The sequence below is a fragment of the Candidatus Tremblayella endosymbiont of Pseudococcus viburni genome (assembly GCF_964031255.1).
In genome coordinates, this window is the sequence record NZ_OZ035015.1 from 113,048 (window position 1) to 137,432 (window position 24,385).

Here is a 24,385-nt window from a genome sequence, read left to right on the forward strand (position 1 = left end):
GCGCTGGGCATCCCGCATCGATATCATACGTCTTGGCCGCTCATCCGCCCAGATCTCGCTGAGCGCTACCACAAGGTCGCGCAGGCCGAGAGCCTCAGCACGCACTCTGCCTGGCCTAGCAGCCTCGGCAGCATGGCATGCTTGTTGGCGGCTGCGCGTTAGGGGAATTCTCCACCTTGTCGAACTGGTGCATGCGCTGCATCCAGCTGTTTGCATAGCAATGCTAGCACGGCGTGTGCGCATTGAGCCTGCGTTCAGGTTTGCCATTTCAGCATCTGATGTAGGAATGATGTACCTACTGCACGGCGGTATGCCAGGAGCTGTCGCAGCCATTTCTGCCTCGAATCTGACCTCCTAAGCACAGCTGCCCTAGCAACATACGGCGCGTGCACCTCAGAGTATCCGCCCAGGCAGCATGCGCATCCAGCATTTGCTGCTAGATAGCGCACCTGAGCATAGATAGCGGAGCTAGATGGAGCGCGCTGCCATAACTAGCGCTAGTTATGGCAGAACTAGGCTAGCTGCGCAATGCGCAAAGGCGTGCGACGGGCGCAGCTCCCCATAGCTCGCAGAATGATTGGCTGCAGTAGCCCTGTGTGCATTGAGCAGCACTGTGAACCTAAGTCGAACGGTAGGCCAGCCTTAGAATGGCCTCTGCGTATCCCTGACGTCGTGCGATATGGCCTGATCATAGCGTAGGGGCGTACAAGCCCTAGCCTATGTTCTTATGACTCAATGGGCAGCAGTGGGGTATGGTCAAGCAGGCCTAACGGCAGCGCAGCGAAGGCCTGCCTAACCACCGCGCTACGCACTGCGCACGCCTAGCTCATGGCATGCCGACCATGCTAACAACGCCTGTCAGTGCTCCGGTAGGCCTGCTTGGCGGCACGCTGGCCTGCATGCTACGTACTGGCACACAATAGGAGTGCTGTGCCGTGGGTTGGCGACTGCGATGCGGCTCCTTGCAGCCCAAGCCCGCACGTTGGTTGTTCATGGCGCCTAGGCAAAGCACAGGAGCTGAGCTCTAGGACAGGTAGGGGCAGGCGCAAGGAGCCTGCCTGCGCGCTGCGACAGAGCACAGGTAGGCTGGCGATTCATAGCCGGCGACCTCAAGGACGAGCGCTGCCTGCATGCTGTTACGAGCGCCGCGCTGCTGCAACACTAACACCCGGAGCGAACACAGCGGACACGGCAGCATGTTCACCGGCTTAGGGCAATGGGCGTGGTAGTGTGCAGCGGTGCTGATGTTGTTAGACGGTCTACTGGCGTCCCGTTATGGGTCGCATCCCATGCGGCTTCCTATGGCCTCAGGCCTGGAGATAGTGTATGCGGTGCCTGCATGACGGTCTGCAGGGCAGTGGGGCCTATGATCGGAGCTTGCATGTCGTACGACAGTCTCAGGCAGCTAAGGATGCTCAGGTGCGGCACGGGGCACGAACGTAGAGCTGCCCACTGCACCTTCTGATCTGCTGCACGGAACGATAGCCAGTGGTCACGTAGTTTGCACCGGCAAGGTAATGGCCACCCGTTCCGATGGAGGCTCCGTTAGGCTAGCAATGGGCGTACGCAGATACGATGGCAGGCCAATTGTTCACAAGGGCGCAATCGTAGTAGATGGCGCAGCGCTAACTGCCATAGGACCAGACCTAGGGGGTTATGGTTGGACGTGCCGCGTGAACCTGGTTCGTGTAACGCTGCTCAGGTGCACGCTTGGCACCCTCATGGTAGGCGACGATGTTAACATAGAGGTACCTGCTTCATAGATGGTGGCACTACGAACGCATAACACGCGCGCTGCTCAAGCGCTCCGAGTGGCACGCAGCGCGGAGCCATGCTGCGTTCGCGTGTTGCTGGGGGGCGGGAGCACTGGAGCTGCCCATAGCTTCAGCGCATCGCGCGCCCCTGGTCTGCGGTTGTGGTCATTGGTATCATCCTCAGGCATGTCGTCGCACTCGCAGTTGCCGCAATTCATTGCGCCACCCTCCAGCGAGAGCTGCGTGCTGTAGGTGGGCCGCCTAGCTGATGCACTGCCAAGCCAGGCACAGTACATCGCGCGGGCGACCGCAGAGACCGTGCCCGCGCTGCTGCATCGCACACTAAAGCGCGAACCGGAATTGAACCGGTGTGAGTAGCTTTGCAGGCTACCGCATGGCCACTTTGCTATCGCGCCGCGTGAGCGGAAGACAAGAATCGAACTCGCTACCTTAACCTTGGCATAGTTACGCTCTGCCGACTGAGCTACTTCCGCCTGGCACTCCGCCATGACGCCATGGCGTCGTGCCCTGGTTGTGTTGGATGGGAGTGCATGCAATCCGCAATCGGCGTAGAGTCGTGCGCTGATTGCTGGTGCGCAAAATGCTGGTGGGTGTAGCACCCTGCCCATTGGCAGGTAGCATGGCAGCCATGAGCACTGCACAATGCTTCCACCCCAGGAAGCATTGTATGCAAGCCCTATGCCTGCATGCAATGGTGCGAAGGCGCAAGCAAGGCAGCAATCGGCGCTATGGCTGCGACACGCATAGCACAGCGCTGCGTGTACCATTGGTACGGTACCTTTAAAACCTGGTTCTGGCATACCAAGGAAACGGCTGGTGCACGCGGAGTGCTGCATACCTACAGCCAGCCCTGGCTCTATGGGTAAGCCTTTGGCTCCATGGGTACGTGCACGAGGCGTCGCGTTGCGTCTACCACATCCCGGATGCTCAGGTCCTCCGTAAGCATGCCGTCTTCGAACTCTACATCGAACGCGCACTCTATATCAACGAGGGATTCCATGATATCCACCGAGTCAATGCCATGGCGAACCAGGGCAGCCTCGTAACCTATGCCACCCAGTGCGCCGATGCGGTCATCGAGTATGCGCATGATGCGAGACTCGAGCCTATCCATTTAGATCTCCCTCCACTACTGACATTTGCTTGTTTTCATGGCTCATCTGACCATCGTTACGCCTTGCTGCTGTGGCGTAGTGCCTTAGGTGCATATTGCCATCAGAATAGGAGGAGACGGCAGGAAGTTTCAGCTTCCTATGGCGCCGTCTCATGTTGCGCCTCGACGGCGACTTCTTACGCTTAGGTACGGCCATATGTCGGTCGTGTTAAGCGTTCACACTACCGGGGCTCTGCTCCAGGGCAGACATGGCTACCTTGCAGCCATGTGGCTGCGGTGCGTGAAGCCTCACAGCAGCCTGAGCCTCGGTGCAATCATGGTTATATCCGCATGGTGCAGCATGCTGGCGCAATGCGCACTCACCTGGTGCTTTCAGGTCATAGGCGGGCATCCAGCAGAGCCTGCATATAGGCAGCCATTACGCACCTTATCAGTGTGAGAGCACGCAGGCCCAGCGGGCACTGCTGGATCAAGTGCAGGTGTCGCGCCATAGATATGCGGTGCGCAAACGTGCTGCACCACCTCCAATGCCTTGGCCACGGCGTGTTGCGCCTGCCCTTGCACTCAACCAGAACACCAGATGCGCCTACGTTGAGCCTATGGTGCAGCCTGAGGGGACGTGGTGCACAGCAGCAGCCTGGCCATGGCAACTGCGTCTGGAGAGCGCAGTGCATTGCGCTCCTGGCACCACGTCCCCTGCGGCAATGGCATCATTCTCGAACAGGATGCACGGAACGCCATTGCGCCGATCGCAATTGCTACGCCCAGCCCACGTAAGCATGGCACACATAGTGACGGAGGGTTGCATCAACTGCAAGTACACGTGCTGTGTAAGCGTATGCCCCACGGACTGCTTCAAGGAGGGGCCAAACTTCCTGGCAATAGACCAGAGCGAGTGCGTGGACTGCTCTATGTGCGCGCGTGAATGCCCAGCAGGGGCAGTGCACCCCGCGAGCGCTGCGCCCATTGGATCGTGCCACTACGCCAGGATAAATATGGAGCTTGCCATGCTATGGCCCGCAGTAAGGGCTAGGAGGGATAGGCTAAGGTGTGCGGATAGGTGGCGTAGCGTCAGGCGCAAGATCCACCTACTCAGGATATAGGAGCAACGCACGTCCTCGATAGCTCAGCGGCAGAGCGGCGGACTGTTAATCCGCTGGACCCCTTGTTCGATCCCAGGTCGAGCAGGCGCAATTGGCCGCTAGGCCTATGCGCGATAGTCGCCTACGCAGCGGGGGCCGCATGCTGCCCTAGCCTTGTCTGTCCAGTCCCTGATTGCTGGGTAGCTGTGCGCACAGCCCTGCAATGACCTCTCTAGGCTCCTTGCTATTTCCCTCTGGGCCTCGCTCAGCTTCACCGGAACCTCAATCTGGACGTGGACGTACAGATCGCCTGGCACCCTAGACCTGGTTCCGCCAACGCCCTTGCCCCTAACCCTGAACACGCGGCCTCCTTGCGTACCCTGCGGCACGTTGAACGACACGGCTCCGCCAATAGTAGGCACGCTGATGCTGCCACCAAGCAGGGCAGTGGTCAGCCTGATTGGAACCGTGCAGTGTATGTCGTCACCACGCCTTTCCAGGATGGGGTGCTGCTTTACGGCTACTTCGACAAGTAGGTCGCCGTACGATCCAGATGCCCCGGCGTCTCCATATCCTGCCAGCCTTATTCTGGTACCACTGTCAACCCCCCTTGGTATCTTCACTGATAGCCGCTTCCTTGACCTTACCTTACCCGTGCCACAACAGCTCTCGCACGGACGTGCTATCACAGTGCCAGCGCCTCCGCATGCTACGCAATCGTGGTACACAGAGAAGATGTCCTGCGACGTGTACGAACCTCCTACGCCATCGCAAGCACTGCACTTGGCTGGTCTGGTGCCGCGCTCGCACCCTGAGCCATTGCAGCTCTCGCAGTACGTCAGCCTTGTGATATGCACCTCTGTCTCATGCCCGAGAACGGCCTGCTCTAGCGTAACCTCCACCCTGCCAACCAGGTCTCTGCCCCTGGCGTCCTTCCTCTTAGCGGCCCTGTCCGACATGTGTCGGCCGAATATGTCGACGAAGATGTCCTCTATGGGACAACCGAAGTCCTCGAATGCGCCATGCGTGCCAGGATTGTGCGCGGCGCCGTACGAAGCGCCGCACATGTCGTACCGCGCCCTTGCCTTGCTGTCGCCCAGCGTCTCATACGCCTGTTTTATCTCCTTGAACCTCTCCTCCGCGCCATCTGCCCTGTTCCTGTCCGGGTGGTATTTCATGGCGAGCTTTCTGTAAGCGCTCTTTATATCGGCGTCGCTGCAACCCCTATCTACCCCAAGCACGCTATAGTAGTCCCTGCCCATCACGGTACGGCGGTGAGGAGGCTATGCGCGAGCGCAGGCCTGGCGTGGTTGCTACTTGCCAACCTCTGTGCAGTCTGCGTCCACGACCTCGTCTGCGCGAGCGCTGCTCCCCTTGGGCTCTCCGGCATCCTGCGCGTTCTTTGCGGCGTACATTCTCTCGCCTATCACCCTGGACTCCTCGATTAGATCCTTGAGCTTTGAGTCTATGAGCTGCTTATCGTCTGATCTAAGTACCTCATCTAGTGCCTTGATGGCTTCCTCTATCCTTGACCTCTCCTCTAAGCTAAGCTTGCTGCCATAATCTCGCAGCGACTTTCTGGTGCTGTGAACAAGGGAGTCGCCCTGGTTCCTGGCCTTCACAAGGTCGCGCACTCTCCTGTCCTCCTCCTCGTTCGCCCGAGCCTCATCCACCATCTTTGCTATCTCTGGCTCGGTGAGGCCTGAGCTTGCCCTGATGACAACCCTGTTTTCCTTGCCAGTGGCCTTATCCCTGGCGCAAACGTGCAGTATGCCGTTTACGTCTATGTTGAACGTAACCTCTATCTGAGGCACGCCGCGCGGGGAAGGCGGTATGCCCTCTAGGTTGAACTCTCCAAGCAGCTTGTTCTTTGCAGCAATATCACGCTCGCCCTGGAACACCTTGATGGTGACTGATGGCTGGTTATCCTCAGCAGTTGAGTATACCTGGGTGCACTTGGTTGGGATGGTGGTGTTCTTGGAAATCATTTTTGTCATTATGCCGCCCAGAGTCTCTATTCCTAGGGATAGTGGCGTTACGTCAAGCAGTAGGACGTCCTTCCTTTCGCCGGATAGGACCTGCCCCTGTATCGCAGCGCCAATTGCAACAGCCTCGTCCGGATTTATGTCACGCCTCGGCTCCCTATTGAAGAACTCCCTTACTCGGCGAACGACGAGGGGCATACGAGTTTGCCCGCCGACTAGTATTATGTCGTCTATGTCCTCCATTGATAGCTTCGCATCCCTAAGCGCCGTCCTGCACGGCTCTATGGTCCTCTCCACCAGGTCTTCTACCAGCGACTCAAGCTTTGCGCACGTTAGCTTAACGTTCAGGTGTTTCGGCCCTCCCATGTCGGCGGTGATGTAGGGCAGGTTGAGCTCTGTCTGCGGAGATGAAGAGAGCTCTATCTTTGCCTTCTCTGCTGCCTCCTTAAGCCTCTGGAGGGCAAGGACGTCCTTCGAAAGATCGGTACCATTATCCTTCTTGAACTCAGCTACAACGTGTTCTATCACCCTCTTGTCGAAGTCCTCGCCACCCAGTGCAGTGTCGCCGTTGGTTGATAGTACCTCAAACTGCTGAGAACCATCCACGTCAGCTATCTCTATCACAGATATGTCGAACGTTCCGCCTCCAAGGTCGTACACTGCAACCTTCCTGTCCTTCTTGTCGGTCTTGTCCAGACCGAAAGCCAGTGCTGCTGCAGTGGGCTCGTTTATTATGCGCCGCACGTCGAGTCCGGCTATCCTGCCTGCATCCTTGGTCGCCTGCCTCTGACTATCGTTGAAGTATGCAGGCACAGTGATCACAGCCGCGTCTACAGTCTCGCCTAGGTAGTCCTCTGCAGTCCTCTTCATCTTGCGCAGAATCTCAGCAGAAACCTGCTGCGGGGCAACCTTTCCACCCCTAACCTCTATCCAAGCATCCCCGTTATCTGAGCCTACAACCTTGTAAGGCAATGTGCCTATGTCCCTCTGTACCTCCCTGTCGCCGATCTTCCGGCCAATGAGTCTCTTTACTGCAAAGAGCGTGTTCTTGGGGTTTGTCACAGCCTGCCGCTTGGCCGGAATCCCGACTATTGTTTCTGCGTTGTCCTGATAAGCCACCACGGAAGGCGTGGTCCTGGAGCCCTCGGCATTCTCTATGACCCTAGGCCTTTCGCCTTCCATCACGGCGACGCAAGAGTTGGTCGTACCTAAGTCGATGCCAATGATTTTCATCATGCTAGACCATGTGTAGGGTTTACGGTATCTGTGGCCTCACGTTCCTTTCCCTTGGATACGACGACCATTGCTGGCCTCAGTACGCGCTCGTGCTGGCGGTAGCCCTTCTGGAGTACAGATACGACCATGCCATCCGCGCCTTCGGCCTCTACTACCGCCACTGCTTGGTGCTGCCTAGGGTCGAACATCTCATCCTGGGGGTGTATGACATCAACTCCGTTCCTATGAAGCATTGCGCGTAGCTGCCTTCCTGTCTGCTCTACTCCCTCCTTCATGCCTGCTCCAGTATCGTCCTGCAAAGACCTCTCTATGCTGTCCATTACCGGGAGCACCTGCCTTACCATGTCTTCGCTAGAGAATAGCCTCAGCTTCGCCGCACCGCCCTCGTACCTCCTCCTTGCGCCCTCAGCATCCGACCTGGCCCTGGATAGCATGCACTCTAGGTCTGCTATCCTTCCTCGCGCGCCTACGTCCCTCCATACATAACCCTCGGCATTTGTGGCATGGCCGTGCCCTACGCCGCCCATGCTCTCACTTGTTGCCCTCATGCTATCTTCCATATCCGGGCTGGGTGTGCAGCAACTGCAATGCATCTCTGGGCTGCTGTGGATGCGGGCGTGATTTTGCACTGGGGCACGCCGTGCACCATGCAACTGGCGTAGGGCGTTCAATCAACGAGAAAAGCACAACTGATAAGATGGCGGTTACAATGTCGGGTGCACCACGTCTCGCAAATGATGCACGACAGGCTCAATGGGTTCATTATGCGCAGCAGACACGAAGTGCGAAGCGTGCTCTGTGGCAATGACGACAGGCTGCTCGCGATCATGGGGCCCTGCTCAGTTTATGACACAGCCAGCGCATCCGAGTACTATGCCAGGCTGCTTGTGCAGAGACACCTGCACGGCAGAACGCTGCTTACTGTGGCGCGGGCGTTCTTCGAGAAGCCAAGAACTATCCTTGGCTGGAAGGGACTGCTCGTTGACCCACGCGCTGCAGGAACGGGTGACATAGCACTTGGCCTCAGGATGTCAAGGAAGCTCCTGCTATATACAAACAGGCTAGGGCTTCCTGCATGCGCGGAGTGCCTTAGCTTACCTGCAGCGCTAAGTATGGCTGACCTGCTCTCCTGTGGCGCCATAGGAGCGCGCACTGTTGAGTCGCAGCCGCATAGGGAGCTAGCTTCCTATGCGCCATACGCTATCCTTATGAAGAACGACACTGCTGGCAACGCAACTGCAGCGGTGCGCGCAGCAGTTGCGGCACGCCATGCGCACCCATCCCCTTCGCTTCTGTGGGGTGCTGGCATAGCTCGCACCGTCGGAAATCCCTACTGCACTGCTGTGCTGAGGGGGGGCGCGTCGCCAAACTACGGCGCAGCACACTCAGACCGCACGCGCACTGAGTTGTCTGCAGCAGGCATGGCAGGACGCGTGGGCATAGACGCTAGCCATGGCAACAGCCTAAGGGACCACACGCGCCAGGCGTTCGTGTGCTGCGCCGTTGCACTCCGGCTCCGTGATGGCGAGCGCGACACAGCCTGCCTGGTGGTGGAGTCCTACATACACGAGGGCGCGACCATGCTACCGCACGCTGCCTATGGGACCAGCGTCACCGATGGCTGCATGGGGTGGGCAGAGACCGTTGCCGCTCTTCGAGCCCTATCCACATCGGCCAACCTGAGGAGGGCCAGGACAGAAAAGAGCCCCATGCGTCGAACGAGGACCTAACATGAGGGCCGGCGCGGAAGTACAGGAAGCCCTCCTCAGAAGTTTGCCGCCAGTATAGCGTTCAGGTACTAGTAAGAGCACGGCCAGCGATGCGACGGCGACAGGGAGAGCCTACGGACAAGCACCAGCCTCTGCTGCCTCCCTGGCAGTGGCGACCACCTCTCCAGACAGCTCGCCGAAGCCTAGTATGAGGCCGACTTGGCAACGATGCGCGCGTCTATTCCAGAAAGCTCCTGAGGATAGAGAGTACTCACCTCCTGACTTCACTGAACCATACAGGCGGTGAGTTTATCGCAGTAGTGATTCGCTACATCGGGCGGAGCGAGCCTCAGCCCTGCATGGTGCCTACCGCAGGCAGTAGCACACGTCGTCACAACACACGCTGTTCACGACTATGAACGTTATGCAATCCCGATGATTGCACTGCGTACGTCGTACGCCTCTATGGGATCTAGTGACTCCCGCACACCGCTGCACACGTGGCATAAAGCGCATGCCCTGGTGACCTGGCGCCCATGAAAGTAACGCACAAGCAGCCTGGCAGGCGTGCACGTTGGGCACCCCGCCGAGCTACACACAGTGCGAGGATGCGGTGTACCAGGCTGGACATTAATCGCACCGCACCTCACGCCAACGTGCCGACGCATGAAGGATGCGAAGCAGCCTTGGCTACGAGGCATAACCGTGTAGCAACGCCTTGTTGAAGAAAGATGAAACAGGCAAACGCCAGGTGGCCATGACGAAGGGAAACGCTTAGTCAAGGAGCCCAGAGGGAAAGCTATGCTGCGTAGCTGTGCATGCTCTAGTCGTGCACGAAGACTGGTCCCGTTCGGCATCTACAGCAGTCAGTTGCATGGTTAAACACGTGCCCCGTGGCAAGTAGCGCATAGCCTAGGGAGCGCACTAGGGCAGCCAGCGCGCCTAACTTTACGCCGCTGTTGCGCGCAACGTCTGGGTTCGGGCGTTGTGCCCCTAACGGATCCAGCGTGCATTGTTAGAAGACGCTGGAGCCAATACTCAGCCGATGGGCCTGGCGCGCCATGCGCATGCCCATTGCGGCGCATGCAGCCCAGCCCAACGTGTCGCAACCCGCACACCCTGTACCCCACTTTCGCCATGGATGTGCGCAGCAATGGTCGAGTCAACGCAGCCTGACATTGCGGCGCAAAGCGCTCCCATCATGCCTGCCTTGGCAGCGCACCGGAGCCAATGCGCAGCCGTTCCTTTACATTATCAACAGCGCGTCTCATGCTGGATAGAGCGGCGTTTACCTGCTCCCAAGTCCTTGTTTTAAGTCCGCAGTCTGGGTTTACCCATAAGTTCTCTGGCGGTACTATGCCTAGCGCTGCCGTTATGCGGCTGGCCATTGCATCCTGTGATGGCAGCTGAGGCGAGTGTACGTCAAATACGCCAGGTCCTACGCCCTTGTGGAACCCGCGCAGCAGAGCAAGGGGGGACATGTTTGATCGCGCGGCCTCAATGGAAACGACGTCTGCTTCCATGTTAGACATCGTATGCAGAACGTCTCCTAGCTCTGAGTAGCAAATGTGAGTGTGTATCTGCACGAACGGTGACGTGCCAGAGCATGCTACCCCAAAGGCATCTGCTGCCCATGCTAAGTACCTGCGGCGCATGGCGCACTGCAATGGTAGGCCCTCTCTTAGCGCAGGCTCGTCGATCTGTATTATGCCAACTCCGCTGGAGCCAAGGAGAGATACCTCCAACCGGAGAGCGCGCGCCACCTGAAGTGATACCTCCTGGTACGATTGGTCGCGCCTGGCAAAGGACCAGCATACTATGGTGGTCGGACCTGTAACCATGCCCTTCATGGGCAGGTTAGTCAGCTTGCTAGCGTATGACGCCCAGTATAAGGTCATTGGACGAACGAAGGATATGTCGTGTGCTATTATGGGCGGCTTGGCGCATCGTGAGCCGTAGCTCTGGACCCATCCGTTCCTCGTTATTACGAACCCATCCATTGACTCGCCAAAGTACTCAACCATGTCGCCTCTCTCTACCTCGCCGTGCACCAGCACGTCCATGCCTAGCTCTGCCTGCCTCCTGACTATGTGCTCTATCTCTGCCCTAATGGCTCCCATGTAAGACTGCAGCCTTATACTGCCACGCCTGAGCAATACCCTAAGCTGCCTAAGGCGTGGGGTTTGCGGGAAGGATCCTACGGTGGTTGTTGGGAGCACAGGCAGCCCGAGGGCAGACCGCTGGCTCCTTGCCCTGTCGGCGTACCCAAGCTGCCTGCGCGGCGAGAGCTGTAGGTCCTCAGTACCAAAGCCGACTGCAGGCTTAAACGAGCGAGATGGAGACGTGCGAGTGATAGCTTCGCCCGCATTGCCATGCGACAGCCGGAGCTTCAGCGCAGCAACCTCGCCTGCCTTCTGGATCGCAAAGGACAGCATAGGCCTGATTGACATGCTGACTGCACCCTCGGTTGCTGCGTCAACTGGCACGTGCATTAGCGAGCAACTTGTTGATACCCACAGTCGGTCATCCAGCCTCGCCATGTCCCTTGCCCTATCTAGGAGGCGGGCGGTTGCTGATAGGTCACACGACCAAACGTGTCTACCATCAACTGCGCCTGCAGAGAGAACCATGTCTCGTGGGAAGCAGCGCAGTGCGCCTAGCCTGAAGTTGCGCGTAACGTCCACATGCAGACCAGATACTGGGAGCTGGCATAGTATGTCGAAGCAGCCGGAGGGGAATGAGTAGTACGACGTTAGGAGAAGCCTAGGCGACCTCCGGCTTAGTGCGTCGTACGCTGCATGCATTGCGCCTGACCATAGGTCAGGTATGTCCAGGCTGGCAATGGGTTCCTCTACCTGAATCCACTCTACGCCGCGCGCCTGCATTAGCGACAGGAGGTGAACATAAGCCTCTACCAGCCCAGGAAGCAACTCTAGCCGGTTCAACAGGCCATCTCGCTCCTTGCCAAGCCATAGGAGGGTGATGGGTCCGAGGATGCTTGCCTTGACTCTATGCCCAGCAGCCTGTGCCATGTCTATCTCCTCGGCTAGCCATCTACCATCCCCCGGATCGAATTCCATGCCCCTTGAGTACTCGGGCACCATGTAGTGATAGTTAGTGTTGAACCATTTCTTCATGTCCATGGCTGCTCCTGCAGAACCACCACGTGCGGCAGCGAAATACGAGGCTAGCTTGTCGCAGGATAGCTGGCGTAGCCTGACCGGCATGCATCCCATTAGCTCCAGCGTCGACAGGACGTGGTCATAGAGAGAAAAGTCGCCCACAGTAACGTAGTCCATCCCAGCAGCGCGCTGTACGTCCCACCCTTCCATGCACAATTCGCCACGTACGTCGTGTAGCAGCCTTGCGTTCTGGTCACCACCGCTGGCCCAGTACCTCTCTAGCGCGAACTTTAGCTCCCTAGCCCTACCTATCCTGGGGAACCCCAGGATGTGTGAGGTTATCATACTTGCACGCTAATCGGCCGCTTTAGCTCCAGATGGCAACCATTTCATTGAATGAAAGGGTTGTCAGTTCGACCCTGACAAGCGGCATGCGCCTATCTTCTGCCGCGCAAGTGCCCAATACGGCTGCCTCGCGCACGAGCGCCACGTCATGTCGGAGCGCAGTGTGATGTGGTTGTTATAGGCTGTGGGCATGCTGGGATGGAGGCTGCCCTGGGATCCGCGATGCAAGGGCGTCAACTCTAGTCATAACGCCAAGCATCGAAGGCATAGGTAGCCTAAGCTGCAACCCTCCATCGTACGAATAGGGAAGGGACACCTGGTGATGGAAATAGACGCGCTGGGGCAATGGGCATGCTGGCTGACATGCAATAACCACGATGACCCTGAATCAGACTAAGGGCGCCGCAGCCAGGTCAACGCATGCACAGTGCAGATAAACGCAGCCCTGTAAAGCGCAGCTCTACAGGGCGCTCTAGGACCTGTCGGTAGTCCAGGACAGAGCGTGCAGGGTGGACATCACCAGAGGCAAGATCGTATAGGCACCTTAGCTGGCATGGTCGCAGAGTGCGCATCTGCCGTTGTTTGCCGCAGGACCTCCTCAATGCCAGGGTATACGTCGTAGAAACGCCAGCGGTACGGGCAAGCACCTTAGGCAAGCGCTGGTGCGAGCTATCGGAGTGCCTGTAGCTGCTCGGCATGCCCAGGGGGCGTCGACAGGCACACCGCCAGGGTCAGGTGCAGCACCTGCTCCTATGGCGTAAGGTAGGCTGGTAGGGCTATCGTGCGCACGAGGCCAGTGACGTGCTTGCTTACGCGCACCACGCCTTAACACACCGCATTTTCTACCGCCACATGCACGCATAGGCCATGGACGGATACTCCGTCACGAGGGCCGCGCTACTGCATGTCTCGAGAAGGGAGTTCCAGCAAAGGCGCCACCATGCCGTGTTGGTTGATCCTATGGGCCAGTCGTGCGACGAGCTTTACCTGAACGGGCTCTCTACCTGAATGGACCTGATGTCCAGGATAGGGGGCAGCATACCTGGCCTTGATGCCGCAGCATCACACGCGCAGGGCATGCGGTTGAGTACGACTACTTCGACCCCATGCTCCTGCGCCCATCTCTTGAGTCAAGGGTAATGGATGGTGTCTACCAATCAGAGCAAGTAAACGAAACTACTGGATACCCGGAGGCTGCAGCACAGGGGCTGGTCACTGCCGTCAATGCAGCAAGGCACTCGGCCAAGTTAGCCGCATGGGTCCTCCATAGGCATGCGTCCTATATAGGCGTACTGATAGACTTCATAGTCAGGCATGGAGTATCTGAGCCGTACAGGATGTTCACTAGCAGGGTTGATGATAGGACAGCGGTAAGGGAGGACAATGCGGACAGGCTACTGACGAGGACGGGACGAGAGCTAGGTATAGTACCCGACCATAGTTGGCTGGCGTTCGGCCTAAAGGAGATGACCATAAGCTCCCACCACCACAGAGCGCGGCTCGCAGTGCTCATCCAGCAGCATGTAGACTACGCGCGGCTGAGGTGGGTGTCAGGAGAGCAGTCCTATAGGATACTGCTGCTGAGGCCTCGCTGCCTTGACGCTGTGCGCCAGGATATCAGCCGAAGCAGCAGTATCCCTGCTAGTGCTTACTTCGGCACCCCATGAAGCCTGAGGATGTTGCAGAGCACATGGGACGGTGCGCTTGCGCGATAGGCATTCTCCTATCCGCCCACACCACGCGCTCTGTGGTGTCGTTTTCGCGCTCTATAGCCAGATGGAACGCGACGCACGGACTGACCAGCAGAGGGCCAATGCGCAGCACAGTGGTGCCACATATCTGCGACGCAGCATCCATAGGAGCAGTGGTCGTTAGTCTCATCAGGCCAGCATTGCCGGGGATGCCAGTGACGGTAGTAGATATGGGATCGGGAGCAGGCCTGCCTGGCATGGCGCTAGGCGCTATGATGCCATGCCTGCGCGTAATATCACTAGAGGCTACCCCTGACAAAAGTGTTTTCCAGAGCTACATGCAGCGTAAGCTGGGGCTGTGCAACCTTAGGGTGCTAAGGCCCACCGACGCCAGTGCAAGCGGGATGGCAGCTGAGGCCATAATAGCCAGGGCCCTCGTGCCGTACCCTTGCCTACTCCGTCGTGTATGCAGGCAAGGGTGGTTAGGTGCAGTCATCACTGCCTCCGGGTCGTACTCCTATGCTACCACTGCCGTTGCAGCCAGGGTATGCGGTTGCAGTTCATCCTGTGCTGCTAGGCTAAAGGTGCCCATGGTCAGCAAGCGGAGGTTCGTCGTCATAACGGGCGCTGCGTGCCTTGCAGTGCCACAACAGGCTAGGCAAGCCGGTGCTCTATGATGGCCTGCAGGCATAGCCTGTTACCGAATCCTGAGGAATGATGCTCCTGTTCCCATTGGCGACAGAGCAAGATAGATCAACAAACCTGTACTCCGGAGGCAGTGCATGACTACAGCGCTAGAGCGGAGAAGCCCTGTTCAGGACGCGCTATCATATGCGCCAGCCCTGCTGATTGCATGGAACTGCGCTGCGGTAGCCCATGCTGGCCATGGTGTCGGTACATAGCGCATCAGCGTCCGAGCATGCATCTAAAGGGGGTACGAGCACCCCGAGCTTCCCAGGACCAAAGCCAGCGCTCAGATATGCACCCCCCTGCATTCTGCTACGTTAGCACATAGGAGGCAACCTGGCACGATGGTACTCGTTGCTCAGTGGGTTTACCACTGGCACGGTGGTAGACTCGGACAGCCTGGCTTGGTCTAAATGATCGCCGGCCCTGCAAACGACGTCCGCATAGCGCCCTATGACCATTGCGGTGTCATCAGGCTCTCACCTCGTGCAATCTACGTGGCTGCCTTCTAGGTACACTCATGCCCGCATCGCATGCTCATGCCTGCCTCTATTGATGCGCTTGTCCTGGTGTTCTACTGCTGAACAGCAGAACTGCCTACCCTGTTACGTAGCTAGTGCTGCCACCTCGTGCGACTGTTGCACCGCAGCATGCTGGCACAGTCGAAAATTCCCTCGTACTCGCTCCGTTAGGTCGGCAAGCTGGAGGAAGTGTCTAGGCCTTTGCGTCATTGCGCGTGCGCGGGCTGCTAGTGCATACAGCGCACGCTTACGCCTGGCCGCGTTGTTCCTGTGCAGAGCGCCCTTTGCTTGCGCCATGTCAATGCAGCGCTCCATAGCAGCAAGCGCGCGAAAGGCCTCCTCCTTGCACATCATACCAATTGCATGCCTTGCTGCATCTACTGACGCCGCGACCCTTGAGCTAAGGCAGCGGTTCCTAATAGAGCGCCGATGCGCAACGCGTAACCGTTTCATGCAGCGTCATGGTGGTTTACCTTTGCAGTTTAACTACACTCCTAACGAAAGACATGGACCTGACAAGCGTGCTGCTAAATGTGGGCGGCGTTACACTGGTTACCAGGCTTACTAGTTTGCTCAGAGATATACTCATCGCTTGCGTGTACGGAGCTAACCAGTCCACTGATGCTTTCTACATCTCAACAAGGGTTCCAAACATGCTACGACGCGCATCCTCCGACGGAGCATTCAACCAGGCATTCCTTCCTCTGCTTACCCAGTACGACGTCTCTGACCCTGAGGATGCACGGAGGTTTGCTGGCTGCACTGCGGGCGCCATGGCTGCAGCGCTTTGCTGTGCTGCCGTAGTGTGCGGGCTGTGCGCTTCTTGGGTCACCGGAGCAATATCGCCAGATCTTGCCAGAGCAAGCGTGTACTCATTCGGTCGGGCTGTTTATATGCTAAGAGCTGCGCTACCGTATAGCGTAACAACGTCAATTGGTTCCGTACTGGCTTGTGCGCTAAACGCCCACCGTTGTTATGTGCTTCCCGCGTTTGCACCAACGATGCTAAACGTAACATTCGCTGCAGTAGTGACCTTAGCCACTGCTACTACTAGAGCACCCATATACTCACTGCCCTGGGCGCTAGTTCTAGGCAGTGCAGCGCAGTGTGTGGCGTACTACCCTGCGGTAAGATCAACAAGGGCCATGCCAATAGATACCTGGAGCGCCTTTTTACCATGGGGGCATGCCGGTGTTCGGCGCGTCGTTGCACGCCTGGTGCCTGGCCTGGTAACTATGGCTGTCGTTCAGGCAGTGCTGCTCCTAAATACAAACCTAGTAAGCAGCATGGGAGAAGGCTTGGTCTCAAGTCTCAGCTACGCAGACAAGCTACTTGAATTCTCAACTGGCCTATATGGAGGCTCGCTGGGCAGTATACTGCTGCCTAGCCTATCAAGGTCGTGGGCCTCAGGTGACTGCGCTGGCTATGCTGTGCTAATGGACTGGGGGCTATCAATCGTCGCTCTGGCGTCTGCGCCCAATGCCCTGCTGTTCACTATGCTGCCAGAACTGCCTACGGCCGCGTCTTTTAACTATGGGCGCTTCGACGCTCATACTGTAAAGATGGTAGCCAGACCGCTTGCTGCATATGGGCCTGGCATGTTAGGTATGCTTTTGTCTCGCACCCTTTCCCAAGGTCTATACGCACGGCATGACGTCAGTACACCGATGCTTGCATCGCTGCTGTGCATACTGCTATCGCAGGCTGCAGGTAGACTGATGCTGCTGCCCATGGGTCATGCTGGGCTGGCGATGGGTTCTAGCATAGGAGCTATGCTAAACGCAGCTCTGCTACTGAGGAGCCTAAGCAGCCAGGGAGCATACGCCATCACGCCAAGGCACTGGGCATCGCTGTGCGCCAGGATATCAGCCTCAGCAGCAGTGGCAGGCACCATTCTTAGTGCAATAGCGCGCAGCGTAGACTGGGTAGGCATGTCTGTACGACCAATGCTCAGGGCGTGCTTAGCTGCATCAGTTATAGCAGCCTTCGCATACGCCTACGCGTTCATCCTGTGGGGCCTGGGTCTAATGATGCAATGGATGCGCGAAGCCAGCTGTGCCGCAAGTAACACTGTTCCGTCGAACAGTACAACAGTCACTGCGCGCCAGGCAAGCGCGAGCGATAGCTCTTGTGGCGGTGGGGAATCGCAAGCTAGGCGTTCCGTTTAGGCAGGCCTAGCGTAAAGGAAAGTCCGGTCTCCTGGGTTGGGGTGCGGCTAACGCTAGCACGCAGCAATGCATGCGCACATGAAGGCACAGCACAGCCCGGCTGAAGCAAGGCATGGTGGGAGCGCAAAGCGCGCGGCAGAACGCCTGCCGCAATGGTGCCCCTTTGGAGTAACCCTATACAAGCAGCGCATTGGAGGCACGGCGCGCTGCACCCCGGTGCTGAACCTGCAGGTAAGGGGCTTAGAGTGATGATTCTGACACTGAATCCGGCTTATCACCGCCACATAAACCATGGGAGAGCAATGAAAGACAACGGTAAGCATGTGCTGGACGCGCGCGGAATGGTTCTAGGCAGGCTAGCTGTAACCGTTGCAGGGCTACTGCGCGGCAAGTACAAGGCAAGCTATGCACACAACGCAGCTCCGCACAACGCAGTGACAGTATTGAACTGCGAGCACGTAAGGATAAGCGGCAGCAAGGCAGTAGGCAAGGTGTACTATAGGCACTCAGGGCATCCAGGTGGGCTAAGGCGCACAAAGCTGCACGACCTAATGCTGAGAAGCCCGGCAACAGTACTAAGAGCCGCCGTACATGGCATGCTGCCACGGAACCGGCTTAGGGATGGATTCATGAGTATGCTAAGGGTGCATGCTAATGAGGGGGCAGTACGCCGATGATTGGCTGGAGATATGGCACTGGCAGGCGTAAAAGATCAGTGGCTAGGGTGTTTTTGAAAGCTGCAGCCTGCACTGCCGTTATAGTCAATGGCATGCCGCTGGGGCTATACTTCAGATCTGCTGCGCATGCTAGACATGCCGCGGCGCCGCTCCATGCCGCCGCGGTGCATGTGGTGGTCAAAGCAAACGTGCAAGGCGGGGGCATTGGGGGACAGGCTGGCGCGGTGCGCCTTGGCATCTCCAGGGCGCTTGCGTGCCTGTCTCCATGCCTAAGGCGCCCCCTGGCATCCGCAAGGCTTCTGACAAGGGATCAGCGTGAGGTGGAACGCAAGAAGCCCGGGCTGCGCAAGGCTAGGAGAAGGAGGCAGTTCTCAAAGAGATAGCGCCAGTGCTACAGCTAACCAACTGTGCTGTGCTCAGACTGAGGGGCATGGTTGCATGCCACGGCATAAGCTCCGTGCAGCTTAGGGTTTTTGTCAAGGGCGGCGGGTGCAAAGGCATGCGCCATAAGTTCTGCCTGGCGTCATGCCGCACTGTAGGAGACGCAGGCATGACAAGGCTAGGCGTACGACTTGTTGCGGACCCTCTTAGCCTCATGTACCTACGCGGTTCTGTTGTGGACTGTGGCACAGGGGTTGGAGACGCGCGCTTAGTGGTGTACCAACCAAGTGCTGGCATGGTGTGCAGCTGCGGCGCCTCTTTCACTCCGGTATAGCGCCTGCGCTAACACCAGAAGCAGCTAAGCCAGACGTTCACCGGTACTGAAACTCTAAATTGACCACAAAGCATGGGCGCCACTTGGCCGCATGAACACGAACTCAAGACGCATAACGCATGGATTCACCAGGTCTCCGAACAGGGCCATGCTCTGTGCCATGGGGTACGATGGCGCAGACTTTGCCAAGCCCATCATAGGCGTAGGAAGTGGTTACTCCACCATAACACCGTGCAATGCTGGCATACAGCGCGTCGTCGAGGCGGCGAAAGCCATGCTGGCAAGGCATGGAGCCATGACGCAGGTTTTCGGCATCCCTACCATATCCGACGGCATATCAATGGGCACGCCGGGCATGAGGTTCTCTCTCGTGTCTCGTGAGGTGATCGCTGATTGTATAGAGGCATGTGCTTGTGGGCAGAGCATGGACGGGCTGCTAGTCGTAGGCGGGTGCGATAAGAACCTGCCTGGTGGCATGATCGGGCTTCTCCGAGCCAACATCCCAGGGATTTACCTGTATGGCGGCACAATACTGCCAGGGTACTGGGGCGCCAGGGAGCTGACTGTGGTAAGTTCATTTGAGGCAGTTGGCGCCATGGGTAGGCAGGGCATGTCTATAGACGCTATGCGTGAAGTGGAGCGACACGCCTGCCCCACTACAGGATCGTGCGGCGGCATGTACACCGCAAACACAATGAGCGCATCATTTGAGGCCCTTGGCATGTCCCTGCTCTACTCGTCCACTGCTCCGAGCACAGGCATCGAGAGGGAGCTATCCATCTCAACGTCTGCACGGTCTCTGATCAACGCAGTGCGACGGGGCATAAGGCCAAGGGACGTGGTAACCCACAGGTCCATTCGCAATGCCATGGCGGTTGTAATGGCAGTCGGCGGGTCTACAAACGCCGTGCTGCACTACCTGGCGATAGCCGCTGCAGCTCGTTCTGCTCTCTCACTGCACGACGTTGAGCTAATAAGGAGGAGGGTGCCTGTAATATGTAACATGAAGCCCTCTGGACTGCATAGCACTGCAGACCTACATTCAGCAGGCGGCGTTCCTCGTGTTATGCACGAGCTTGCGCTCGCTGGTCTCATAGACGAGTCGTGCCTCACGATAACGGGCAGAACGATAGGGGCAGAGCTCCTCGCGGCGCACCGCAAGCGCCATGGCTCTACCGTTGTGCTACCTACTAACATGGCGCTATACCGTACAGGACGGCTTGTTGTGCTGCGCGGTAATATGTCAAGAGACGGCGCAGTTGCCAAGACTTCAGGCCTTAGCATACTATTGCACAGCGGCACTGCCAGAGTGTTTCGCAGCGAGGAGGCCTGTGTTCAGGCTATACTCAACGGCTGCGTGCGCATTGGCGACGTAGTCGTGCTGATTTACCTAGGCCCAAAGGGAGGGCCTGGCATGCCTGAGATGCTCTCCCCAACTGCAGCGCTAGTTGGCATGGGCCTAGGCCAGTCCGCTTGCCTCATAACAGACGGTAGGTTCTCTGGAGGAACGTGGGGCCTGGTGGTCGGGCATGTATCACCAGAGGCAGCCGTGGGAGGCTCCATAGCGCTTGTCCGTAACGGCGACTTCATTACAGTCGACCTGCGCAACAACTCTCTTCACCTGCATATAGACGCATGGACGCTTGCTGCACGGCGGGCAGCATGGCGGCTACCTTGCACTGTGTGTTCAGAGGGACTACTGAGAAAATACCACGACGGAGTTGGCCAGTCTCACAATGGCGCCATCGCTGCATAGCATTCGCTCTTGGTCTGGTATCGGTTGATATGGCATTATCAACAACAGCAAAAAAACGCACTACATGGTCTCATACAGTACTAGGGCAGCTGTGAAAATGGTGGGATTCAAACCAACTGCGATGGTAACCAAGCTTAGAGTTTGGCGAAATAGACCACTCTGCCACCTTTACCTTACGGCGCGCAGGGCAGCCACGGAGCGCAGTAACGCTTTCGTTCGGGCACTGCTGCTAGCATGCTACGACAGGCGCGCCAGGGGTACTGCACTATCGACTGGCAGGATTTTAACCCACGCCTCCTAGTCCGTACCTAGGTGCTCTTCCAACTGAGCTACAGTCGCATAAGTGCTTGGAGATGGTGGGTATCGAACCCACGTCCAGCAGGGAGGTGTGGGGTGCACAACATGCTTTGTTTACAGTCGCACTATGACCGTCAGCCTAGTCCCTCAGTGTACCTTCGCACTATACCACTGCTCTTCCGACTAACGCGTCGATGCAATCGTTAGCCACCATGGTGAACCTATTACTTGGTGCACCTTTCGTGCCCCTAACGTTGGGCTGCTCGGCATGGCACCCCATCCCTTGCCCCGTGTCGAATCCTGTCATCCCCGCAACAAGCCCACCGCAATTGCGGTGGGCTGAGCTTTGCGCCATCTCTTTGCGCGAATGAGTATGCGCAGGCACTGCAATTGCCGTGCCTTCGTCTTATACCATGAACAATCTATGGAGGTCAATGACAAAACTATGCACTTCCTGATATTCCTGGCCGCCTGTTTGCGAGAAATGTCAGGTCATCCTGCGCACCGAGCTACTGGTAAGGCACTGGCGCTATGCGCCTGTTTGCTGGTGCAGAGGATGCACATACGCCAAGTGCTGCAGCTAGAGTCGCTCTCGCCCGTTGCAAGATGTAGAGGCAGCAAGGCCAACAGCACAGCTTGCCTCGCCGTCTGTGCTGATGATGCTGGGGGAGACTGGTTCGCAACGCTAATCAGCCGAGACTTACCAGCATATGCTAGGAAGGATGGTCCCATACCACCGAGGAAGCTTGAAGCTATTGGTGAGCTAATGGTAGCAGAGTGCGTGCCGGCAATGATATCTAACCTAGTAAGGGACGTATACAGGCGCACCGAGCAGCTGATACCAATAGTAGAGAGCAATATACTGGCAAACCGCAACCTAACACCATCACAGCGCGCCAGAGTACTCATGTGGATGCGTAGGTGCGTGGACAGTGATGTGCACAAGGCGGCCTACGCACCCTTTGCTGGTAGAGGTTTCTGGAACGCTGTAATACACGAGCTGTGCATGGCGTACTCTAGGTACTACACTACCACTGAGCTGCGCGACATAACTGAGTTCTACAGTAGCACGGCTGGTGCCAAGTACCTGAAGCATAGGCGCCAGGTTGGCCGAGATGTTTTTGACAGGCTAGTCAAGAGGTGCACGCTGCAGCACCTGCGCAGCCTTTACAGGCGCATCCGCGCTGAGGCCATAGACATGCTGGGTATCATAGGCTAGATGCCCAGCTTCCACACTGAGCTACGGCAGTACATTAACGGACATGATGTACTGTCTGCCTGCGCTGCAAGAGCAAGGCTAGGCGTTGCGTCCAGGATAGGCGACATGAAGAGGGCTGCCGGAATGTGCTCCTACGACGCAACTCGCGAGCGCACAGTGGCACGGGAGGTAGTCGTACGCTGGGATGTGTATGGAGGTAGGCGCATAGCGCCTGCCCCACTAAGTCTGTGGCGCTGCCTAATGATGAGTGCAAGGTCAGTAGAGCCAGAGTGCCTTGCCCTCCACCTAGGCCCCATGCGCACGCACAGCGAGCGTGCTGCCATTATGGCGCTGCGGCAGGCGCAGCGCGTGCAGTTCGCATCCTTCGGAGAAGCATGCTCGATGGCATGCAGAGCTGGCTGTACCATACTGCCAGTGCACAACACGCTGAGCGGTGCAGTAAGCGCTGCAATACGAGTGTGCAGCGTCCTAAGGGGGCTGCTTGCTGCGCTGTGCTCTGTTGCAGTAATGCATGCCCCAGCGCCAAGCTCCGGCAGGCGCGTTGCGCATACTGCAGTGGCCCAAAAGCATGCCCTATGGCAGTGTTCATCGTGGTTTTGCGATAGCAGCATGGTTGCCTCAGTAGCGCGTAGCGCATCAGAAGCGCCATCCATAGCAGCAGCAGCACAAGGCGCGTGTGCCATAACTACCCCTGCACTGGCCCATGCTATGGGGAGGCATGGCGCAGGGCACGCACACCGCAGCGAAATGAATAGGACCTCCTTTGCGGTCTGCACTCGCTGCGGTGCCATGCGCGCAGTGATCGGCTCGCGCGTTGTGGCCTGGTCGCTAGATTCCAGGTGCTGCGGTGTGCGCCACTGCGCAGCGCTGCTGCTCATAGCCCTAAGGCACAGCAGCACCTCGCACTGCGCACTAGTGATCGAAGCAGCCAGAGGAGGTGCGGCTTTCGTAGCACGAAGCTTGCAGCAGTACCCGGCGCAAGCTTGATGCCCCTGCAAGTGAGGTCGGCACATGTTAGGATAAGGAGGCACAGGCGGGGATTAGCGCACGTGCCTACGTCAAAGAGCGCATCGAACAGGGAGGTTGCCTGTGCATTTGTCTCACTCAAGGCAACGCAGCTCAGCGGCCGCACGCTGCACTCCGACGACACAGCAGTTCTGCTCAACGCTGCCCACTCCTTCGGCATTCTCGCCGAGCAGCATGGACGCACTCTACGCCTTGGCCCAGATAGATGCAAGCATGGGCTACTTGTCGCAGAATTGTACGTAGGAAACTCAGGAACTACTGCTAGGCTGGTGTGCGCAAGTGCATGCAGACGCCCGCGCCATGCGCTTGTGCATGGTGATCCAAGGATGCACCGTAGGCCAGCGCTCGCGCTCACCGTGGGCCTTGCATCGCTGGGGGCTAAGGTGCTGCACTTGGCACTCCAAGGCTCGCTGCCTGTTGCGATTGGGCCAACGTGCAATCTTAAGAACTTCGCGCCCCCAATGCTGCCGATGTCCGAGTCCAGCCAGTTCATCACAGCTACTGTGCTCGCCAGTCATGGTATTGTGCACAAAGATACGCCAATTGCATGCGGACGGCTTACATCGTCTAGGCTGTACGTTGCCTCGACTATCGACATAATGGGGCTGTTCGGTATGTGTTCTGAGGGGCATGGTTGGGTGCGCTACGCCCACGCTCCTGCCTCCATGGACTGTGAGTATCCGGGGAGCACCGACTCCGACATGACATCCGCATCATACCCAACGGCGCTAGGTTGCATGGGAATGGGTATGTGGCGCATGCTCTGCGGGACGGACCATGCGTCGCAGAGTGACGCGTCCATGGCTGACGTCATGTACAGTATGGGGTGCGCCATGTGGCAGTGTAGGGATGGAAATGCAATGTGGCGAGCTGCACGGCATGCCCCGACCCCCAGGCTGCTGTGCTGCTCTGCGCCGGATGGAGCTATGACTGCGCTGACAGTCTCGCTAGCCCTAGCCGGTGCTAGTGATGCTATTGGAGTGCTAAGCTGGAGGTACAAGGAGACGGACAGGTTGCTGGCAATGGCCCTGGAACTGAGGAGGATGGGCGTGGCAGCGGACTGTGGCATGGGCAGCATGGCATGCTTGTCATGCTCACTTACGTGGCACGGACGTGCGGATGTAAGCACCTACCGTGATCATAGGATAGCCATGTGCTGCTCGCTGATGCACGCAGCAGGCTGTGGAGTACGCACCAGCGGGCCTCAGTGCGTATGTAAGACGTACCCCGACTACCTGCACGAATGCGCAGGTACGTAGC

22 protein-coding genes, 3 tRNA genes and 1 other RNA gene are annotated in these 24,385 nt (G+C 57.9%); 14 read left to right on the forward strand and 12 right to left on the reverse strand.

All coding sequences use genetic code 11. The annotated features are described in order from the left end of the window. Positions 1 to 1,339 precede the first annotated feature (1,339 nt). A complete protein-coding gene (locus AAHM87_RS00655) occupies positions 1,340 to 1,465 on the forward strand; it encodes a hypothetical protein (RefSeq protein ID WP_457913159.1) in 126 nt (41 codons plus the stop codon). Positions 1,466 to 1,481: 16 nt separating this feature from the next. Continuing rightward, on the forward strand, positions 1,482 to 1,763 hold the full coding sequence (locus AAHM87_RS00660) for a hypothetical protein (RefSeq protein WP_457913249.1): 282 nt from the start codon (positions 1,482 to 1,484) through the stop codon (positions 1,761 to 1,763). 336 nt (positions 1,764 to 2,099) lie between these two features. Here AAHM87_RS00660 and AAHM87_RS00665 read toward each other — a convergent pair. From AAHM87_RS00665 to rpmF, 4 genes are all read right to left on the reverse strand, one after another. Beyond that, positions 2,100 to 2,170, reverse strand: a tRNA-Cys gene (locus AAHM87_RS00665). A 5-nt stretch (positions 2,171 to 2,175) separates the two neighbouring features. After that, a tRNA-Gly gene (locus AAHM87_RS00670) sits at positions 2,176 to 2,248 on the reverse strand. 383 nt (positions 2,249 to 2,631) lie between these two features. Then, positions 2,632 to 2,889: a phosphopantetheine-binding protein gene (locus tag AAHM87_RS00675; protein WP_457913160.1), complete on the reverse strand. Its 258-nt coding sequence runs from the start codon at positions 2,887 to 2,889 to the stop codon at positions 2,632 to 2,634. Continuing rightward, on the reverse strand, positions 2,882 to 3,085 hold the full coding sequence (gene rpmF / locus AAHM87_RS00680; protein WP_457913161.1) for a 50S ribosomal protein L32: 204 nt from the start codon (positions 3,083 to 3,085) through the stop codon (positions 2,882 to 2,884). The genes AAHM87_RS00675 and rpmF overlap by 8 nt, the downstream gene beginning before the upstream one ends. Positions 3,086 to 3,668: 583 nt before the next feature. Between rpmF and AAHM87_RS00685 the strand changes: the two genes are divergently transcribed. Continuing rightward, the gene (locus AAHM87_RS00685; RefSeq protein WP_457913250.1) at positions 3,669 to 3,992 is read left to right on the forward strand and encodes a 4Fe-4S binding protein; all 324 of its coding nucleotides are present in this window, start codon (positions 3,669 to 3,671) and stop codon (positions 3,990 to 3,992) included. Positions 3,993 to 4,096: 104 nt separating this feature from the next. On the opposite strand, the gene dnaJ is transcribed toward AAHM87_RS00685, so the two are convergent. The 3 genes from dnaJ to grpE are packed head-to-tail and all read right to left on the reverse strand — an operon-like array spanning position 4,097 to position 7,752. Continuing rightward, a complete protein-coding gene (gene dnaJ / locus AAHM87_RS00690; RefSeq protein WP_457913162.1) occupies positions 4,097 to 5,236 on the reverse strand; it encodes a molecular chaperone DnaJ in 1,140 nt (379 codons plus the stop codon). Between the two features lie 48 nt (positions 5,237 to 5,284). After that, a complete protein-coding gene (gene dnaK / locus AAHM87_RS00695; protein WP_457913163.1) occupies positions 5,285 to 7,192 on the reverse strand; it encodes a molecular chaperone DnaK in 1,908 nt (635 codons plus the stop codon). Further along, positions 7,189 to 7,752, reverse strand: coding sequence for a nucleotide exchange factor GrpE (grpE, locus tag AAHM87_RS00700; protein ID WP_457913164.1), 564 nt, complete (start codon positions 7,750 to 7,752; stop codon positions 7,189 to 7,191). The genes dnaK and grpE overlap by 4 nt, the downstream gene beginning before the upstream one ends. A 204-nt stretch (positions 7,753 to 7,956) precedes the next feature. Between grpE and AAHM87_RS00705 the strand changes: the two genes are divergently transcribed. Then, positions 7,957 to 8,922 carry a 3-deoxy-7-phosphoheptulonate synthase gene (locus AAHM87_RS00705; protein ID WP_457913251.1) on the forward strand — a complete coding sequence of 322 codons (966 nt, stop codon included), beginning with the start codon at positions 7,957 to 7,959 and terminating at the stop codon, positions 8,920 to 8,922. A gap of 802 nt (positions 8,923 to 9,724) precedes the next feature. On the opposite strand, the gene AAHM87_RS00710 is transcribed toward AAHM87_RS00705, so the two are convergent. Both AAHM87_RS00710 and metE read right to left on the reverse strand, forming a co-directional pair. After that, positions 9,725 to 9,907, reverse strand: a complete 183-nt coding sequence (locus AAHM87_RS00710; protein ID WP_457913252.1) for a hypothetical protein — start codon at positions 9,905 to 9,907, stop codon at positions 9,725 to 9,727. A gap of 193 nt (positions 9,908 to 10,100) precedes the next feature. Then, the gene (gene metE / locus AAHM87_RS00715) at positions 10,101 to 12,368 is read right to left on the reverse strand and encodes a 5-methyltetrahydropteroyltriglutamate--homocysteine S-methyltransferase (RefSeq protein ID WP_457913165.1); all 2,268 of its coding nucleotides are present in this window, start codon (positions 12,366 to 12,368) and stop codon (positions 10,101 to 10,103) included. 1,061 nt (positions 12,369 to 13,429) lie between these two features. On the opposite strand from metE, the gene AAHM87_RS00720 reads away from it, so the two are divergent. Both AAHM87_RS00720 and AAHM87_RS00725 read left to right on the forward strand, forming a co-directional pair. After that, entirely contained in the window at positions 13,430 to 14,035 is a 606-nt protein-coding gene (locus tag AAHM87_RS00720) for an FAD-dependent oxidoreductase (RefSeq protein ID WP_457913253.1), read from the forward strand. Positions 14,036 to 14,058: 23 nt separating this feature from the next. Further along, entirely contained in the window at positions 14,059 to 14,736 is a 678-nt protein-coding gene (locus AAHM87_RS00725; RefSeq protein ID WP_457913166.1) for an RsmG family class I SAM-dependent methyltransferase, read from the forward strand. A gap of 615 nt (positions 14,737 to 15,351) precedes the next feature. Here AAHM87_RS00725 and rpsT read toward each other — a convergent pair. Then, positions 15,352 to 15,720, reverse strand: coding sequence for a 30S ribosomal protein S20 (rpsT, locus tag AAHM87_RS00730; RefSeq protein ID WP_457913167.1), 369 nt, complete (start codon positions 15,718 to 15,720; stop codon positions 15,352 to 15,354). Positions 15,721 to 15,773: 53 nt separating this feature from the next. On the opposite strand from rpsT, the gene murJ reads away from it, so the two are divergent. The 5 genes from murJ (at position 15,774) to ilvD (ending at position 20,583) form a co-directional block, all read left to right on the forward strand. Then, entirely contained in the window at positions 15,774 to 17,435 is a 1,662-nt protein-coding gene (gene murJ / locus AAHM87_RS00735; protein ID WP_457913254.1) for a murein biosynthesis integral membrane protein MurJ, read from the forward strand. A gap of 302 nt (positions 17,436 to 17,737) precedes the next feature. Beyond that, positions 17,738 to 18,112 (forward strand): 50S ribosomal protein L13, encoded by a 375-nt coding sequence (gene rplM, locus AAHM87_RS00740; RefSeq protein WP_457913255.1) that lies wholly within the window; start codon positions 17,738 to 17,740, stop codon positions 18,110 to 18,112. After that, positions 18,109 to 18,495, forward strand: a complete 387-nt coding sequence (gene rpsI, locus AAHM87_RS00745; RefSeq protein WP_457913168.1) for a 30S ribosomal protein S9 — start codon at positions 18,109 to 18,111, stop codon at positions 18,493 to 18,495. Before rplM ends, rpsI begins: the two co-directional genes overlap by 4 nt. Before the next feature lie 5 nt (positions 18,496 to 18,500). Further along, positions 18,501 to 18,827, forward strand: a complete 327-nt coding sequence (locus AAHM87_RS00750; protein ID WP_457913169.1) for an iron-sulfur cluster assembly accessory protein — start codon at positions 18,501 to 18,503, stop codon at positions 18,825 to 18,827. 91 nt (positions 18,828 to 18,918) lie between these two features. Continuing rightward, entirely contained in the window at positions 18,919 to 20,583 is a 1,665-nt protein-coding gene (gene ilvD, locus AAHM87_RS00755; protein ID WP_457913170.1) for a dihydroxy-acid dehydratase, read from the forward strand. Positions 20,584 to 20,849: 266 nt separating this feature from the next. Here ilvD and AAHM87_RS00760 read toward each other — a convergent pair. Next, positions 20,850 to 20,922: transfer RNA gene (locus AAHM87_RS00760), tRNA-Arg, on the reverse strand. An 8-nt stretch (positions 20,923 to 20,930) separates the two neighbouring features. Further along, positions 20,931 to 21,191: a transfer-messenger RNA gene (ssrA, locus tag AAHM87_RS00765) on the reverse strand. A 245-nt stretch (positions 21,192 to 21,436) separates the two neighbouring features. Here ssrA and AAHM87_RS00770 point away from each other — a divergent pair. The 3 genes from AAHM87_RS00770 (at position 21,437) to AAHM87_RS00780 (ending at position 24,384) form a co-directional block, all read left to right on the forward strand. Beyond that, the gene (locus AAHM87_RS00770; RefSeq protein ID WP_457913171.1) at positions 21,437 to 22,099 is read left to right on the forward strand and encodes a DUF2059 domain-containing protein; all 663 of its coding nucleotides are present in this window, start codon (positions 21,437 to 21,439) and stop codon (positions 22,097 to 22,099) included. A gap of 294 nt (positions 22,100 to 22,393) precedes the next feature. Then, entirely contained in the window at positions 22,394 to 23,086 is a 693-nt protein-coding gene (locus AAHM87_RS00775; protein ID WP_457913256.1) for a prephenate dehydratase domain-containing protein, read from the forward strand. Continuing rightward, positions 23,086 to 24,384, forward strand: coding sequence for a hypothetical protein (locus tag AAHM87_RS00780; protein ID WP_457913172.1), 1,299 nt, complete (start codon positions 23,086 to 23,088; stop codon positions 24,382 to 24,384). Before AAHM87_RS00775 ends, AAHM87_RS00780 begins: the two co-directional genes overlap by 1 nt. The last annotated feature ends 1 nt before the right edge of the window (position 24,385 follow it).

Coding starts and splice junctions, on each gene's coding strand:
- metE (WP_457913165.1), bottom strand. CDS start 12,368: ATGATAACCTCACACATCCTGGGGTTCCCCAGGATAGGTAGGGCTAGG.
- ilvD (WP_457913170.1), top strand. CDS start 18,919: ATGAACACGAACTCAAGACGCATAACGCATGGATTCACCAGGTCTCCG.
- AAHM87_RS00705 (WP_457913251.1), top strand. CDS start 7,957: ATGCGCAGCAGACACGAAGTGCGAAGCGTGCTCTGTGGCAATGACGAC.
- rpsI (WP_457913168.1), top strand. CDS start 18,109: ATGATTGGCTGGAGATATGGCACTGGCAGGCGTAAAAGATCAGTGGCT.
- murJ (WP_457913254.1), top strand. CDS start 15,774: ATGGACCTGACAAGCGTGCTGCTAAATGTGGGCGGCGTTACACTGGTT.
- AAHM87_RS00685 (WP_457913250.1), top strand. CDS start 3,669: ATGGCACACATAGTGACGGAGGGTTGCATCAACTGCAAGTACACGTGC.
- rpmF (WP_457913161.1), bottom strand. CDS start 3,085: ATGGCCGTACCTAAGCGTAAGAAGTCGCCGTCGAGGCGCAACATGAGA.
- AAHM87_RS00675 (WP_457913160.1), bottom strand. CDS start 2,889: ATGGATAGGCTCGAGTCTCGCATCATGCGCATACTCGATGACCGCATC.
- grpE (WP_457913164.1), bottom strand. CDS start 7,752: ATGGAAGATAGCATGAGGGCAACAAGTGAGAGCATGGGCGGCGTAGGG.
- dnaK (WP_457913163.1), bottom strand. CDS start 7,192: ATGATGAAAATCATTGGCATCGACTTAGGTACGACCAACTCTTGCGTC.
- AAHM87_RS00780 (WP_457913172.1), top strand. CDS start 23,086: ATGCCCCTGCAAGTGAGGTCGGCACATGTTAGGATAAGGAGGCACAGG.
- AAHM87_RS00770 (WP_457913171.1), top strand. CDS start 21,437: ATGCACATACGCCAAGTGCTGCAGCTAGAGTCGCTCTCGCCCGTTGCA.
- AAHM87_RS00775 (WP_457913256.1), top strand. CDS start 22,394: ATGCGCACGCACAGCGAGCGTGCTGCCATTATGGCGCTGCGGCAGGCG.
- AAHM87_RS00655 (WP_457913159.1), top strand. CDS start 1,340: ATGACGGTCTGCAGGGCAGTGGGGCCTATGATCGGAGCTTGCATGTCG.
- rpsT (WP_457913167.1), bottom strand. CDS start 15,720: ATGAAACGGTTACGCGTTGCGCATCGGCGCTCTATTAGGAACCGCTGC.
- AAHM87_RS00725 (WP_457913166.1), top strand. CDS start 14,059: ATGGGACGGTGCGCTTGCGCGATAGGCATTCTCCTATCCGCCCACACC.
- rplM (WP_457913255.1), top strand. CDS start 17,738: ATGAAAGACAACGGTAAGCATGTGCTGGACGCGCGCGGAATGGTTCTA.